At 61.3% G+C, this 14282-nt stretch carries 17 protein-coding genes; 11 read left to right on the forward strand and 6 right to left on the reverse strand.

Annotated features, from left to right (window positions below; genetic code table 11):
* The first annotated feature begins 173 nt into the window (after window positions 1–173).
* Window positions 174–413 carry a hypothetical protein gene (locus AC1D11_RS15400; RefSeq protein ID WP_457280605.1) on the forward strand — a complete coding sequence of 80 codons (240 nt, stop codon included), beginning with the start codon at window positions 174–176 and terminating at the stop codon, window positions 411–413.
* Window positions 414–434: 21 nt separating this feature from the next.
* On the opposite strand, the gene AC1D11_RS15405 is transcribed toward AC1D11_RS15400, so the two are convergent.
* The 4 genes from AC1D11_RS15405 to AC1D11_RS15420 are packed head-to-tail and all read right to left on the reverse strand — an operon-like array spanning window position 435 to window position 3319.
* Window positions 435–740, reverse strand: a complete 306-nt coding sequence (locus tag AC1D11_RS15405; RefSeq protein WP_477649708.1) for a hypothetical protein — start codon at window positions 738–740, stop codon at window positions 435–437.
* Between the two features lie 33 nt (window positions 741–773).
* On the reverse strand, window positions 774–1451 hold the full coding sequence (locus AC1D11_RS15410; protein ID WP_477649707.1) for a hypothetical protein: 678 nt from the start codon (window positions 1449–1451) through the stop codon (window positions 774–776).
* Window positions 1448–2473: an MlaD family protein gene (locus AC1D11_RS15415; protein ID WP_477649706.1), complete on the reverse strand. Its 1026-nt coding sequence runs from the start codon at window positions 2471–2473 to the stop codon at window positions 1448–1450. The genes AC1D11_RS15410 and AC1D11_RS15415 overlap by 4 nt, the downstream gene beginning before the upstream one ends.
* Before the next feature lie 39 nt (window positions 2474–2512).
* Window positions 2513–3319 carry an MlaE family ABC transporter permease gene (locus tag AC1D11_RS15420; protein ID WP_477650004.1) on the reverse strand — a complete coding sequence of 269 codons (807 nt, stop codon included), beginning with the start codon at window positions 3317–3319 and terminating at the stop codon, window positions 2513–2515.
* 231 nt (window positions 3320–3550) lie between these two features.
* On the opposite strand from AC1D11_RS15420, the gene AC1D11_RS15425 reads away from it, so the two are divergent.
* Genes AC1D11_RS15425 through AC1D11_RS15470 form a run of 10 tightly spaced genes read left to right on the forward strand, consistent with a single transcriptional unit; the run spans window position 3551 to window position 12340 of the window.
* A complete protein-coding gene (locus AC1D11_RS15425) occupies window positions 3551–4021 on the forward strand; it encodes a hypothetical protein (RefSeq protein WP_477650003.1) in 471 nt (156 codons plus the stop codon).
* 1 nt (window position 4022) lies between these two features.
* On the forward strand, window positions 4023–4532 hold the full coding sequence (locus tag AC1D11_RS15430; protein ID WP_477650002.1) for a hypothetical protein: 510 nt from the start codon (window positions 4023–4025) through the stop codon (window positions 4530–4532).
* Entirely contained in the window at window positions 4529–6829 is a 2301-nt protein-coding gene (locus AC1D11_RS15435; RefSeq protein WP_477650001.1) for a cohesin domain-containing protein, read from the forward strand. Before AC1D11_RS15430 ends, AC1D11_RS15435 begins: the two co-directional genes overlap by 4 nt.
* Window positions 6826–7326 (forward strand): type II secretion system protein, encoded by a 501-nt coding sequence (locus AC1D11_RS15440; protein WP_477650000.1) that lies wholly within the window; start codon window positions 6826–6828, stop codon window positions 7324–7326. The genes AC1D11_RS15435 and AC1D11_RS15440 overlap by 4 nt, the downstream gene beginning before the upstream one ends.
* On the forward strand, window positions 7313–7735 hold the full coding sequence (locus tag AC1D11_RS15445; RefSeq protein ID WP_477649999.1) for a type II secretion system protein: 423 nt from the start codon (window positions 7313–7315) through the stop codon (window positions 7733–7735). The genes AC1D11_RS15440 and AC1D11_RS15445 overlap by 14 nt, the downstream gene beginning before the upstream one ends.
* A 25-nt stretch (window positions 7736–7760) precedes the next feature.
* On the forward strand, window positions 7761–8243 hold the full coding sequence (locus tag AC1D11_RS15450; protein WP_477649998.1) for a type II secretion system protein: 483 nt from the start codon (window positions 7761–7763) through the stop codon (window positions 8241–8243).
* An 11-nt stretch (window positions 8244–8254) separates the two neighbouring features.
* On the forward strand, window positions 8255–9448 hold the full coding sequence (locus AC1D11_RS15455) for a type II secretion system F family protein (protein WP_477649997.1): 1194 nt from the start codon (window positions 8255–8257) through the stop codon (window positions 9446–9448).
* 12 nt (window positions 9449–9460) lie between these two features.
* Window positions 9461–11101, forward strand: coding sequence for a GspE/PulE family protein (locus AC1D11_RS15460; RefSeq protein WP_477649996.1), 1641 nt, complete (start codon window positions 9461–9463; stop codon window positions 11099–11101).
* Window positions 11082–11813 carry a hypothetical protein gene (locus AC1D11_RS15465; protein ID WP_477649995.1) on the forward strand — a complete coding sequence of 244 codons (732 nt, stop codon included), beginning with the start codon at window positions 11082–11084 and terminating at the stop codon, window positions 11811–11813. The genes AC1D11_RS15460 and AC1D11_RS15465 overlap by 20 nt, the downstream gene beginning before the upstream one ends.
* Complete coding sequence (locus tag AC1D11_RS15470) at window positions 11810–12340, forward strand: hypothetical protein (protein WP_477649994.1); 531 nt, start codon at window positions 11810–11812, stop codon at window positions 12338–12340. The genes AC1D11_RS15465 and AC1D11_RS15470 overlap by 4 nt, the downstream gene beginning before the upstream one ends.
* A gap of 215 nt (window positions 12341–12555) precedes the next feature.
* Here AC1D11_RS15470 and AC1D11_RS15475 read toward each other — a convergent pair whose 3' ends face one another.
* Window positions 12556–12969 carry a hypothetical protein gene (locus tag AC1D11_RS15475; protein ID WP_477649993.1) on the reverse strand — a complete coding sequence of 138 codons (414 nt, stop codon included), beginning with the start codon at window positions 12967–12969 and terminating at the stop codon, window positions 12556–12558.
* The coding region (locus tag AC1D11_RS15480; RefSeq protein ID WP_477651467.1) for an RHS repeat domain-containing protein at window positions 12956–14282 on the reverse strand (1327 nt) is incomplete at its 5' end. The genes AC1D11_RS15480 and AC1D11_RS15475, both read right to left, overlap by 14 nt.

Here is a 14282-nt window from a genome sequence, read left to right on the forward strand (position 1 = left end):
CGGGTAAAGGCCGGCGACATTGCCGGGGCCCTGAAAGGATTGGAATACCTTGAGTGCACTCAAGGTCAAGCCCTGGAGACAAAATGCCGCAAAATTCACCATGAAATAGGCTTTTGGCGCAATAAGGACGGGCGCAAGCAGCTATGCTTTTAATAGCAAACCTACAATGGCGCATGAACCCCAAAAAGCCTGCAACAAGTGAATGGGTCAGCAAGATGCTGGCGGTGCTGAAAACCGGCAACACCCCGGCGGCGCTGGCCCAGATCAAGGCCACCACCAGCAGCAAGGACTTGCAGCAATTGCACGCCGCGCTGGAAAAAGCGCAGTTGCTCAAACAGCTCAAGCCTGTCGACATTGCGATTGCCGACCAGCTCCAGGCACTGGCCTCGCCGCGGCTGAGCCGCTCGCCCTGAACGCTTCAGGTCCGTTCCCTTTCAGGCGGGGCGGATTTCAAACTGCGCGTCGCCCATGTAGCGGTTTGGGCCCAGTGCGGCCGTCACGGCAGCCAGCTCGGCTGCCTGCCACTGGTTAAAGATTTCCAGCTCGTCGCCTGACAGCACATCTTCGGCCGGCGCTTCGCCGTAAGTCGCCACCAGTTTCATGTAGGCCGCATACACCGGCCAGACCAGGCTTTCGTCTCCCAGCTCGGCTTCCAGCGCCGTCCGGAAGCGTTGCTCGGCGGCCTGCAGTTCTGCTGCGGAGGCGTCTTCATAGGCGTAAAGCCTGAGGCGGTAGCTCACGGTTGTTTCTCTCAAGGCAAAACGGGACAAGGATCAGGGCGTTTGCGGTTTCACCGGTACAGGCATGCCCTGCGTCAGCTCGATGCGGCGCCGCAGCTTTGCCGCTTCCTGGGTATCGCCACCCTGCTCTGCCCGGCGCAGCTGAACGCCCAGCCAGGCCAGCAGCGGCCTGCGCCATCCCTGCACCGACGCCGTATCGATGGCCTGGGTGATCACCGCAGGGCTGGCTTTGCCGGCCTGCAGCATCACGCCGGCAGCCACCAGTTTCGACAAGGGGTCGGCAATGGCCGCCACAGCACCGGCGTCGCCAGCCGCGGCACGGCGCTGCGCTTCAGGCAGCAAGGCGATGCCCTGCGGCTGCACCTGACCCTTGAGGTAATCAGCGTAGGCACGCTGGGCATCAGTGGCGTCCTCGCGCAGTTTCTCAAAGCCGGTGCAGGGCTCATCGAGCACCAGGCTGGCCACCCGGGTGGCGCAGTGCAGCAGCTCGGCAGTAGCTAACAGCTCGGCCCGGCCGGAGCGTGTGAGCTGGGTGCGGGCGCGCCCGAGTTCGGCCATCTCGACGCGGCTGTTGCCTTCCATGTAGGCGGCCACAGAGCGGTCCATTGAGCCTTTGGCCTCGAGTTGCCAGTCGGGCGGTTGCGGGCCGCCGGCACAGGCGGCCAGCAGCAAAGCCGAAGTCAGTGCGGCATACGTAAAGATGTTCTTCATGGCAACTTCATCTCCGCGTCGCGGGCGTCTTTGGCGAAAGGCCATTTGCGGCTGATTTCGTTGATGAGGCCTTCGACCTTGCGCAGGCTGGCTTCCACGTCGGCGCGCAGCGCGCCCAGGTCGTCAGTGGCATCTTTGGCGTTGCGGGTAACAGCCTGGGCGTCCTGCAGCAATGCATCCACCTTCTTGAGGCTGGTGCGGGCCTCGCCCAGCATGGCGTTGAGCTGAACCACGGTGGCCCGGGTTTCGGGCATCAGTCCCTTGTCGCCGAACACCTGGGTATCGGTCTTTGCGGCCAGCCCGTCGAGTTTGGTGAGCAGCGAGTTGGTGCGCTCCAGCGTGGCGGCAAACTTCTTGGCCTCTGCCTCGCTGCCCAGCAACACCGTCAGCGCGCCACCCGGCCCGTTCAGCCGCTCTGTCAGAGTCTGCAGGTTGGCCAGGCTGGTACCCACCGCACCCCCGCTACCCGTCAGGGTATTGAGGTTTTCAATCAGGTCCTTGGCGGCAGCGATCACTTTGGGCACTTCGCCGGCCGCATCGCCCAGCAGCACGGTGCGTTCCGCGCCGTCGGGCAGCGGTGGGTCGTTCAGCAGGCCGGTGTAGGCGCGGATGTTGGTGCCGCCTACCAGGCCGCGCACCAGCGTGAAGACGCTGGTGGTGCGCAGCCAGTGGGCATCCTTGGCGGCCACATCCACCAATATGCGGGCCTTGCCGTCGCTGGCCAGCTCGATGCGCTTGACACGGCCTATCGGGAAACCCGAGAAAGTCAGGTCCATGCCGACCACCACGCCTTCGGAATCCTCCGCAATGAGTACCAGGCTTTGCGTGGACTCAAACGCCCCGCGCGCATACATCACATAAAGGGCCGAGCCCACCACCAGCAGCAGCATGAAGATCAGGAGAAGCCGGGCCTTGAACTCCAGGCTGGCGATCTCCGCCGGCGAAGACTCTGCCTCGCGCGCCGGCTGGAGCGGGTCCGGCCGGCCGTGCTCCTGGGATGAAGGGTCGTGGGGTGAACTCATGGTTTGTTTTGGTGTTGTTTTTGGTATTTTTTGAGGAGGTCAATAGTAGTTGCCGACCAGCGAAGCCACTTCAATCAGCAAAATCACGGCAAACATGCGCACGAGGCCGCGCATCTCGGCGCTGGTGCGCACGCTGGCTTCGCCCATGCCGTAAAGCGCCGAGGCCATGGGGATCAACGACACGGCCAGGCAGAAGAACAGGGTTTTGAGCACAAAGATCAGCGTGACGGAAGGGCTGAAGACCTGGCCGAAGAGCCGGGTGTAGGCCGCCAGGCCCGACAAGGCAAAGCCGTAGGTCGCCATATATGCCACCACCAGTGCCACCACGCAGCTGAGCGCAGCCAGCGTGATGCCGGAGAACATGCCCGCCACCACACGCGGCAGCACTTCGCGCCGCACCGGCTCAATGCCGCGCTGGCGCATATCGTCGAGTTCACCGCTGGCCTGCATGGCGGTGAGTTCGGCGCCGTCGGGGATGGTGCAACGCAACGCCACAAAAAGCGCCGCCGTCAGCGGAATCAGCTCCAGCACCAGCACACGGATCACGACCTGCAACGCATACTGCGACAAGCCATAGCTCAGCGCAGTCACCAGCACGATGCGCGTGAGCACCACAGTGACCAGCGCGCACAGCAAGGTAAAGCCCAGCAGGATGGGTGCGGTGTTGATGTAAATGTGGCGGGACAGCACCGTGCGGCTTTGCGGGCTGTAGCTGGAAGGCGAGAGGGTCAGCACCAGGATGATCGCGCCCAATTTCACCAGACGCCACCATTCGACCAGCCAGTGCTGGGCGGTGCGGCGTGTTTGCGAGAGGCGGCCTTGCCAGAATGATGCTGTTGAAGCCATTGGGGCCATGATACCCAAGCACGTGCTGGCACAGGTTTTGCACGTTGGCAGCAAGGTCTCCCCCATTTGGATGAGGACCAGACCGCTGGTCTCCAATGCAAATGAGCGGCTAAAAACGGTGCGGGTCACATAGAATCCATGGGCCGCCTTTCGCCCCTGTAAACCCCGTCAAACCGCTCCATGCTCCCTTTTAGTGTTCCCCTGTCAAGGTGGCCCTTGCGGTTCCATGCCATGGCAGCGTGCCTGGCAGTAACGGCCATGGCGGGCCTGGCAGGCTTGTGGGTGTATGCCACCGCCGAAAAAGCCGCCAGACAGCGGGGGGAACTGCAGGCATCGGAAACCCGCCTGCAAATACTCGTGCAGGACGAAAGAAAGCGGTCCGCAGGCAACTTCACGCAAAACCTTCCCCTTGCTTCGAGCGCCGACGAAATCGTGCGCGATATGGGCCGGCATGCCCAGGCCATGAAGATCCAGGTGGCCTCCCTGTCCATCGCCGTAGCCGACCCCGCGCCAAGCCTCATCCGGAAAGTCCAGTTCAATGTCACTGCCAGCGGCGATTACGCGTCGCTGAAGAACTGGCTCGCCGAAATGCTGGGCCGCTATCCGTCCCTGGGCATCCAGACCCTCTCCCTGCGCGGGCTCCCCAATGACGCCCTGCGCCAGGAAATGCAGCTGGCGCTGGTTCTTTTCGTCAAGGATTGAGATGGCGAGCCGGCTCCAGATTTATTCATCGGTGGGTGTGATTGCCATCATCGCGTGGGTTGCGGCGCCCCCGCTGGCATCTTCCCCTGTTGAAACCTCACGCAGCACAGGCGCCCAGAGTGCGGCAATGCGGGCATCCAAACCCTCCATGCCCCTGCCCGCGATTCTTGAGCGGCCGGCCCTGGAGGCTGCAAGCCGGGACCCTTTCGCCATTGTTGCAGCCCCCGCCCCGGTCATCACGACGCCCAAGCCGGTACAGGTTGCACCACCGCCCCCTTCACCGCCGCCCCTGAACCTGCAGTTCACCGGCAGGATGACCGGCCCGGACGGCAAGCAGGTCATTTTTGTGGCTTTGGGCGACACCACCCTGTCGTTGTCGGTGGGCCAGACCTTGCCGAACGGCTACAAGGTGAACGCCATCCATGAACGGTCCGTGGAACTCAGCTACCTGCCCATGAACTTTCACACCCGCCTCGACCTTCCCGCTCCTCCTACTTACGAGATCCGATGAAAATCCGCACACTGCAACTGGCGACCTGGAGCAGCCTGGCTTCCTTTTTTGTATTGACGGGGTGCGCACAATTTGTTCGCGACGACGTCAATACCAAGATGCGCCAGGGGGACTATGAAGGCGCCATCCAGGGGGTCCAGGAAGGCCTTGTCAAATACCCCGACAACACGGCCCTGCGCGCGACGCTGATCTCCGTGCAAAACGAGGCCGTCTCCCGGCTGGTAGCGCAGGCCATACAGCTCCGGGCAACAGGCCGCTTTGACGACGCCGACAACGTACTGCTCCGCGCGCAGGCGCTGGATCCGAAGAATGACCGGATCATGGCGCTGCAAAACGACATCACCGCGCAGCGCCGGGCCGAAAAAAGCCTGGATGAAGCCCTGACCTTGATGAATGCCAAAAACAGGGAGCAGGCCTTGCGCGTGGTCGAGAAAGGTCTGCGCGACTCCCCCCGGCAGCCTGAACTGCTGGCCTTGCAGCGGCGCCTGGAGGCCGAACTGCGGTTTGAAACCGAGCCCGCCGGACGGCGCGGCCTGGCGGAAAGCCGCCCCATCACGCTGGATTTCCGCAACGCCCCGTTGTCTACGGTGCTGGAGGCCATTACACGCGGCAGCGGCATCAACTTCATCCTTGACCGCGACGTCAAACAGGACAACCGCGTGACCCTGTACCTTCGCTCGGCGAAGGTCGACGATGCCATTGACCTGGTCGTGGGCGCGCACCAGCTGTCGCGGCGGACCATCGACCCCCAAACCGTGCTGATCTACCCCAACACGCCCGAGAAACAGCGTGAACACCAGGAGCAGGTGATCCGCGTTTTCCATTTGGGCAACGCCGAGGCCAAATCCACCGCGACCCTGCTGCGCACCATGCTGCGCATCAAGGATCCGTTTGTGGACGAGCGCGCCAACCTGATCGCCCTTCGTGAGAGCCCGGAAATCATCGCCCTTGCGGAGCGCCTTGTCGCGCTGCACGACATCGGTGACGCCGAGGTCATGATGGAGGTGGAAATCCTGGAAGTCAAAACCGCGCGACTCACCGAACTCGGCATCAACTTCCCGAACACTCTCACGCTCACCGCCTTGCCCTTGCCCGGTGCCACGGGTCTGACCGTCAGCAGCGTGAGAAGCCTCAATTCGGAGCGCATCGGCGTGGGCATCGGCAACACGGTGATCAACCTGCGGCGCGAGGTCGGCGACTTCAACGTCCTGGCCAACCCGCGCATCCGGGCCAAAAACCGCGAAAAAGCAAAAATCCTCATCGGCGACAAGGTGCCCGTCGTCACCACCAGCTCCACAGCCACCTTCCTGTCCGAAAGCATTAGCTACCTGGACGTAGGCATCAAGCTCGAGGTCGAACCCGTGGTCTCGCCCGACGACGAGGTCTCCATCAAGCTGGCACTGGAAGTCAGCAGCATCGCCAAGGAAGTCCGCACGGCATCCGGCTCGCTGGCCTACCAGATCGGCACCCGCAATGCGAACACCGTACTCAGGCTGCGTGACGGCGAAACCCAGTTGCTGGGCGGGCTGATCAGCAATGAAGACCGCACCAGCGCGAACCGCGTCCCCGGCCTGGGCGACATGCCGGTACTGGGGCGTCTCTTTTCCAGCCAGAAGGACGACTACCAGCGCACCGAGCTGATCCTCGCCATCACGCCCCGTATCCTGCGCAGCGCCCCACATCCGGACATTTCCCAGTCGGAAATGTGGGTGGGCAGCGAAATGGCCACCCGGCTGCGCGCCTCGCCTGCACGCGTACCCCTGAGCAAAGCCGCTGGCGCGGAAGCCGTCACGGTGGCGGCCAACACACAGCCTGCCAAGGCGGCTATTGCAGCACCGGCCAATGGTGACACCGCCAGCGCGGCGGCAAAAGCGGCGGTTGCCACCGGCCCCGTACTGGCCTCCTGGAAAGCACCTGCCGACATCAAGGCAGGCACGGAGTTTGTTGTCACGCTGAACCTGTCGTCAGGTGCGGCATTGCGAGGCGCCCCTCTGGAGATCTCCTTCCCGGCGCAATCCCTGGAGGTACTGGACGTCTCGGAAGGCAGCTTCTTCAAGCAGTCGGGCGCCACCACCAGCTTCACACAGGCGGTCAACACCACCACCGGCCGTATTGGTGCCGGCATCCTGAGCAACGACAGCGAGGGAGCCACCGGCCAGGGCAGCCTGCTGCAGTTGCGCCTGAAAGCCAAAACTGCCGGCCCTATTGACCTGGGCATCACCAGCCTGAAACCCATTGCCTTGAGCGGTGGGGCGGCTGTGGGTGAACTGCCCGCACTGCGTCTTGATGTGAAATGAAGCGGCGCGCTGTCGTCAAAGCCATGGGCCTGGCACGCGGCTTTACCATCATCGAACTGCTGGTGGTCATGGCCGTACTGGGCATACTCGCCGCGGCCGTGATGCCACTGGGCGAGACCCTGGTCACGGCGCAAAAAGAGCGTGAACTGCGATTGGCCCTGCGGGAAATTCGTGGTGCCATCGACGATTACAAACGGGCCGCGGACCGCGGCGGGGTGGCCATCGCTGCAGGAGAAAACGGCTACCCTTCCAGCCTCAAGGCGCTGGTGGAAGGCACACCCGACATCCGGCCGCAGGGCAAGGGCCAGATGCAGTATTTTCTGCGCCAGATCCCGCGCGACCCTTTTGCCGATGCGCGCCTGCCGGCCGAGCAAACCTGGAACCTGCGCAGCTACGCGTCTCCGGCCTCCAAGCCCTCACCGGGCGCCGATGTCTACGACATCCATTCATCGTCAGCAGCCATTGGCCTCGACGGTTCCCCTTATGCAAGCTGGTGAACCGTCCTTGCCCAGCAAACCCGGCGCCATGAAGGCGCTGCGGCGGCGTCTGGGCTTTACCCTGATTGAGCTGCTGGTGGTGATGGCCGTGCTGGCCATACTGGCCAGCATGGTCGCGCCCCGCTACCTTTCTCGCGTCGATGACGCCCGCGAAACCGTTCTGCGGCAGAACCTCGTCGGCATGCGCACCGCCATCGACCAGTTCTACCGCGACAAGGCGCGTTATCCCGAGACCCTGGACGAACTGGTCGCGCAGCGCTACATCCGCGCCGTGCCGCTCGACCCCATCACCAAGCGACTGGACAGCTGGGTATTGATTCCGCCCAAGGAATCCTCCAAAGGCGTGTTTGACGTGAAAAGCGGCGCCACCCAACGCGCCCGGGACGGCACGGACTATGCGAGCTGGTAACCGCGCCCCGACCACCCGGCCAAGGATGGCAAAACGCCAGCAGGGCTTCACCATGGCCGCCGTGCTGGCGGCGATGCTGATCCTGGCGCTTGCAACGCAAAGCGTCATGACCTATGTGTCGCAACAAGACCTGCGCGAACGCGAGGCCGACCTGCTGCGTATCGGGCAAGCCTATGCACAGGCGATAGGCACCTATTACGAGTCATCACCCGGCAACCTCAAGCGCTGGCCGCAAACGCTGGAAGATCTCACGGAAGACAAACGTTTTGTCGGAACCCGGCGGCACATCAGGGAGGTCTATCCCGACCCCATCACCCGGTCCTCCAACTGGGGCATCGTTCGCGCGGAAGACGGCGGCATTGCGGGCGTGCACAGTTTGTCGACGGCGCAGCCCATCCGCAGCGCGGCCCTTGAACTGGACAATCTGGCGCTCCCCGCCGCGAGCCAATACGTTGAGTGGCAATTTGTTTATCGCCCTCCATTGGCGTCTCTGGCGCCGCGCCGCTAAGGGCTACGAACATGCAGTACCACGTTCGAAGCCTGCGCCTGGGGGATTCCGCCGTCAATGAGCAGTTGCTGGAAGCTGCTGACGAACCCTCATTGAGAGCCAAGCTGCACACGCAGGGGCAAACCGTGCTGAGCGTGCGCGCGGCCTCCAAACCCTGGGCTTTCCGGTTTTCTCTGGCGGGCAATCCTTTTCCCATGTTCTGCCGCGAGATCAGAACACTGATCCATGCGGGTATGACGGTGGTGGAGGCAGTCGATACTCTGTCGGCACGGCAGCGCCTCGAAGGCCGGAACGACGGCATTGCCGCGGCCCTGCTGGTACGCCTGGAGCAAGGCCAGTCGCTCTCAACCTCCTTGAGCGAACTGCCCAACACGCCGGCCGTGTTGATTGCGGCCGTGCGCGCCGGCGAACGCACCAGCAACCTGGTCGAGGCGCTCGACGACTATTTGCGGTTCAACAAGCTGGTAGATGAGCTGCGCACCAAGGTCGTCAGCGCGTCGATCTACCCTGCCCTCGTCACCACACTGGGCCTGGGCATCTCGCTGTTTCTGTTGCTGGTGGTCATGCCCAACTTCGCCGGCATGTATGAAAACCTTCGCGGCGCCTCTACAGGCACGACTGCGTTGACGATCGAGATCAGCCAGTTCATCGGCAAAAACCGCGCGCTGGTGCTGGGGGGCCTGCTGGCAACAGCGCTTGTGTTGGCGTACGGCATTGTGAGCGGCCACGCCAAACGGCTTTCCGTCAAGGCGGCGCGGTCTATTCCGTGGATCCAGCGGCGAATAGAAGATTTCCAGCTGGCCATGATGTACCAGGCACTGGCTTTGCTGCTCAAGGGCGGCTACCCGATGACGGACGCCATGGCCGTCGCCAGCCAGTCAGCCCTGTCGCCCGAACTCAAAAGAGCCCTTGCCCAGGCACTGGGCCAGATAGAGCGCGGCGGCCTGGTGTCGCAGGCGCTGGCGCAGGCCCGGCTGTGCGACGAGGTCGGGCGGCGGCTGATGGCCGCAGCCGAACGCAATGGTGACTTCCATCTGGCGGCCGACGTTGTTTCCCGCATTCACGGCGAGCGCTTTGAGTTGTTTGTAGAGCGCACAACCCGCATTGTTGAACCTCTTTTACTGCTGGCTGTGGCCCTGATGGTGGGTACCATCGTGGTCATGATGTACCTGCCGGTTTTTGACATGGCCACCAGCCTGCGCTAGGCGCCACTGCACATGAACACTCCCATCCCCCCCAGCGCTCTTGCCCATGCCGAATTCGATCAGGTGCTGGCAGCGCTGCGCAAGTCCCCGGCCCTGGACGGCAGCCTGTGGCTGGGCCTGGTCAATGCATTGAACACCACCGAAGCGGCCCTGATGGCCACGCTGCTCGATGACCATGGCATCTCTGTCATTGACGACAGCCAATGGCAGGGCATCACGGCGGGTGACGTGGCTGCAGGATCGAACAATCTTGCGGACCCGTGCATCAAGGTGATGGTGGCTGGAAAAACACTGCTGCTGTGTGAAGACCCCTGGTCTGCAGAAGCCACGCTGGCACTTGCCAGAAGCACCCAGGTCCACAGGCAGCTTGCACTGGCCCGCCCGGGTCAAACCGCTTTTCTCAAAAGTATTCGGAAATCTGCGGCCGCTGTTGCACCGGTAAACAACGCCAAATCGGGCACTGCCAACGACTCTTCTCCCGTCGTTCAATTTGTGGATCAGGCCATCGCCAGGGCGTATGAAGAAGGCGCCAGCGACATCCACTTTGAAAAAGACCGCAAGGGCGTGGGCATCAAGTACCGGCTCGACGGCGTGATGGCGCCCGGCGAAAGGCTGGACGACCCGCAGCGCGCCGAGGAAGTGATTTCGCGCATCAAGGTGCTGGCCCAGCTCGACATCACCGAGCGCCGCCGCCCGCAGGACGGGCGCATCCACTGGCAACAAAAAAACGGCGACAGCATTGACCTGCGGGTGTCCATCATGCCCAGTATCTTTGGCGAAGACGCCGTGCTGCGGCTGCTCGACAAGGCCCAGCTGCGCCATACCGAAGAAAGCATGTCGCTGGATGTGCTGGGTTTTGAGGGCGCGGTGGCCGCCACCATTCGCGCCCTGGCCACCCGGCCCCACGGCATGCTGCTGATCACCGGGCCCACCGGCAGCGGCAAAACCACCACGGTGTACGCAGCACTGTCGGAGGCCAACGACGGCCTCGAAAAAATCGTCACCATTGAAGACCCGGTCGAGTACGAACTGCCTGGCGTGCTGCAGATTCCGGTCAATGAACAAAAAGGCCTGACCTTTGCCACGGGCTTGCGCTCCATCTTGCGCCACGACCCTGACAAGATTCTGGTCGGTGAAATCCGCGACGCGGAAACGGCCGAGATCGCCATCCAGTCGTCATTGACGGGCCACCTCGTCTTTACCACCGTGCACGCCAACAGCCTGTTCGACGTGCTGGGGCGCTTCCAGCACTTTGGCATCGACCCCTTTGCGTTGGCCTCGGCCTTGAACGGTGTGGTGGTGCAACGGCTGCTGCGCAAGCTGTGCCCGCATTGCGTTCAATGGAAAGAACCTACCGCTGCAGAGCGCAATAAGCTCACGGCGCGGGGCCTGCCCGTTCCGCCTAAATTACCCAAAGCCCAGGGCTGCGAGCACTGCCGCCAGACCGGCTACCGCGGGCGCTTTGTCGTCGCGGAAGTGCATGAACTGACAGACGCCGTGCGCGATTTAATTGTGAGAAAAACCTCCATGACCGAACTCAAGGAAACCGTGTACCGCGACGCCAGCACACGACTGCTGGTGCAAGCCATTGCCCGGGTCGAGCAAGGCAGAACAACGCTTGAGGAGGTTGCCCGTGTGGTCGGTCTGGTCTGAAACAGTAGACGTCTATCTGGGGCAAGGCGTGGCCATGCTCAAGGCCGGCGCCAAAGAAACCATCGTCTCACGCAGCCCGGCCACCTTGCCGCTGGAACGCGTGCTGGCCAGGCTGGCCGACAGTGCTGCCGCCGGCCAGGTCATCCTCAAAAAAGGCAGCCGCCTACGCGTGAGCCTGAGCGGCGCCTGGTGCCCTGCCCTAGGTGTGACGATTCCCGAAGGCGTGACCCGCTGGGAAGAAAGGCATCAGATTGCATTGGCATCCGCCGCCAGGGATATGGGCACCGACCTGGAACAGATCGCCTGTGAAATCGACGCTCTCGCATCCGGCGCCGGAGCTGCCATTGCATTGCCCATGCGGCAGGAGCTGGAGCGCTGGGCTGCACAGTTGGGTTGCCGGTTGGTATCGGTGTCGCCTTTGTGGGCGACCGCCACTCAATCCAGACTGAGCCGCCAGCGCACCACCCAAAGCCTGCTGGTGATCGAGCCCGACGCGGCCACTTTGATCGCCAGCGACGGCAAAGGCGGGTTCAACACCATCACTTTGCCCGGCGAACAGGATGTCACCTCTTTGCAAGCCCATAGCCAGCAATGGCTGCAAGACCACGGTCATGAAGAAAGCGGGCTTGCCAAGCTCGGCTTCGGCCTCACGCCCCACCCACTCATGGCAAGCGCACCCCGCCGCTGGGCCGGCCACTGGTACAGCGCATGAAAGCGATTGATATTGATTTTGTGGCGAACAAGCGCTGGCGCTGGATATGGGCTGCGGCAGCCTTGTGCGCTGTGTGCCTGGCAGGCGCCGTGACGATGTATTGGCAAAAGGCGAGCCAGGCGACACGCGACATTGAAAGCCGCGCCAGCATCAGCCAACAGCAAATAGCGCAACTCAATGCGCGCCGAGTCGTCGTGGCAGACCCCAAACAAGCCAGCGCAGAGCAAGCCGTTCAGCTGCTCCAGCAAGATCTGAACAAGGTATTTGCCTCAGCCGAAAACCTCAAGGAAATCGGTGTCCGGCTGCGCAACCTGAACCTGGATGGAACGGCCGGCGTATTGCGCCTCGAGTTTGAATTGGATGCAATGGCCAAGGCCTCGACGGTAACGGAGGCGCTCAATGGTGGTTATGAAAGCCGGCCTTGGCAGCTGGAGAGTGTGACAGGCGCTGGAGGTGGTGGGCAGATCGGCTTTGCTTCAGCGCAAATGGTTCGCGGCTTGTGGTTTGTGCAGATCAACAAGCTTTGATCGCACTGGCAGTATAAGCCACCAATATTGAATTCATAGCGGTTTGCACCCGTCTCTATTGGACCAGAGGCCGACTAAGATAACAAAATGATCAAGAAGCGTTTGAGTCAGTGTCTATGCACCGAAGTTGTGAGTGTCGTTGAAATCTGACCCAGTGAACAGTAATTTCCATCGAATCTACCCCACATATGGTCAGACTTCAGCGCAATTCACACTCATTGACCCGTGTGAACTACTGGGTCATCTGTAGAAAGCACTTCAACACAGACATCATCCGTAAACACAGCGAAGTGCTTTACGCGCCCCACCGAATGAACCCCGCTGCTGGAATGTTCAAGCCAATCTAAGAATTGAGAGTTCGTCGCAACAAAAACATTATGTCGTTGAACTATGAAACCGCCATTCCAGTAGTCCATCAAACTTCCTTCCTGGGTAATGCGAATCGCCAGCGGAGTTTCAAAAGAAAGATCTAAATTCCCTCCTGTATCGGAAGCCAGCAATTCAAGTTTGAATGCTCCGTCCAGTCCGTAAGAGATGAATCCAATATCATAGAAATTCTCTTCGATACCCAGCCAAGGCAAGAACGCGATGGGCGCGAATTGTGAGGTTGGGTTATTAGCGGGGGCCATATCGGAACTCGTCTGTAGTGCGTCCACCAGGTTTTTGAATCTCCAAGGTCGGGCGTCCGTCTCTTGATCGATCGCGATCAATAACTCGCCGACCATCCTCCAACGTACCTACCCGCGTCCCGTCTGGATAGGTCTTGACATCTTTCGGTCTAAGCGAATCGAAATCGTCGGCCTTCTGCGAAGGATCTTGCCCTCGATCCCATATCCTGTTTCCGTGCTTCGTCTCATGCTCTAGCGTTGAACCACCTCGAAGGTCGTCAACCGTATTCGTTGGCTTGTCTGCCCCGTCACTTGTATTTCCATCGAGTGCAGCATCAACCGCAGCCCCAGCGGCTCCGGCTCCAGCAGCAGAGGCACCAATCATATTTGCATTCAATGCGATACAAGCACCGGCGGTTCCAAGATCGCAACCAATCGAGGCAATTACACCACCAATGGCTCCGGCAACACCGAAATAATACTTGCATCGGCCGACTCCTCCGCAAGCATTAAATAGGTAACCGAAAACACCCGTAACTGCCCCATTCTCAAATTTCCCTCCGGCTATTACAGAACCTACACCACCACTCACAGCCGCGGCAACCCCTCTTGCAATATCGTTCTCAAATTTCAAATTGTTTGTCGCGAACTTGCCAAACAGCGCACTAGCAGCACCGGAACCACAATTACCGCCTCCAGCGGCTTGGCTAACACACCCTGCCGCAGCATGAGCTGCGTAGCGCGCAAATGAGTTGGCGCCTTCTGCACCAGGTCCGCCCGCCAACCCAGCCGCCCCAAATAAAGCGCCGCTGAATGCACCTTCTATCCCGCCCTTAAAGCTACCGCTGCTCACGACACCTGCCGCAAATCCACCCGCTGCGCCTGCACCTATTGCAACCTGTGCAGAGGTAATGCCTGGAACAGCCATCAAATTCCACTCGGCCCACTGCCCGGTGTAATACGCGACGACCACCACCACAACCACTTTAAAGAGGCTTTTAAGGCTGAAGTACCCAGTGGGATCCGTGAACGCCAGAGGATTATTCAGCACATAGGCATAGCGGTTGTATGACTGCGCAAACGCGGGATCATTGATGAAAGTATCAGCACTCATGAAGCGCCCGATGAGCGGGTCATAGATCCGCCCATTCATGTGAATGACCCCCATCTCATCGAGGTGCTCATGCATGGTGTAGCCGCGGTCGGTGTTGTAGCCGACGATTGAGTCCAGCACATCCGGCGTGCCGTTCACAAACCTGCGCTTGCCCCAGGCATCAAAGGCCATGCGCTCGACCACCGTTCCGGTTTCATCACTGATCGCCACCACGCTGCCC

This window comes from Polaromonas sp. P1_E11 (assembly GCF_056405995.1).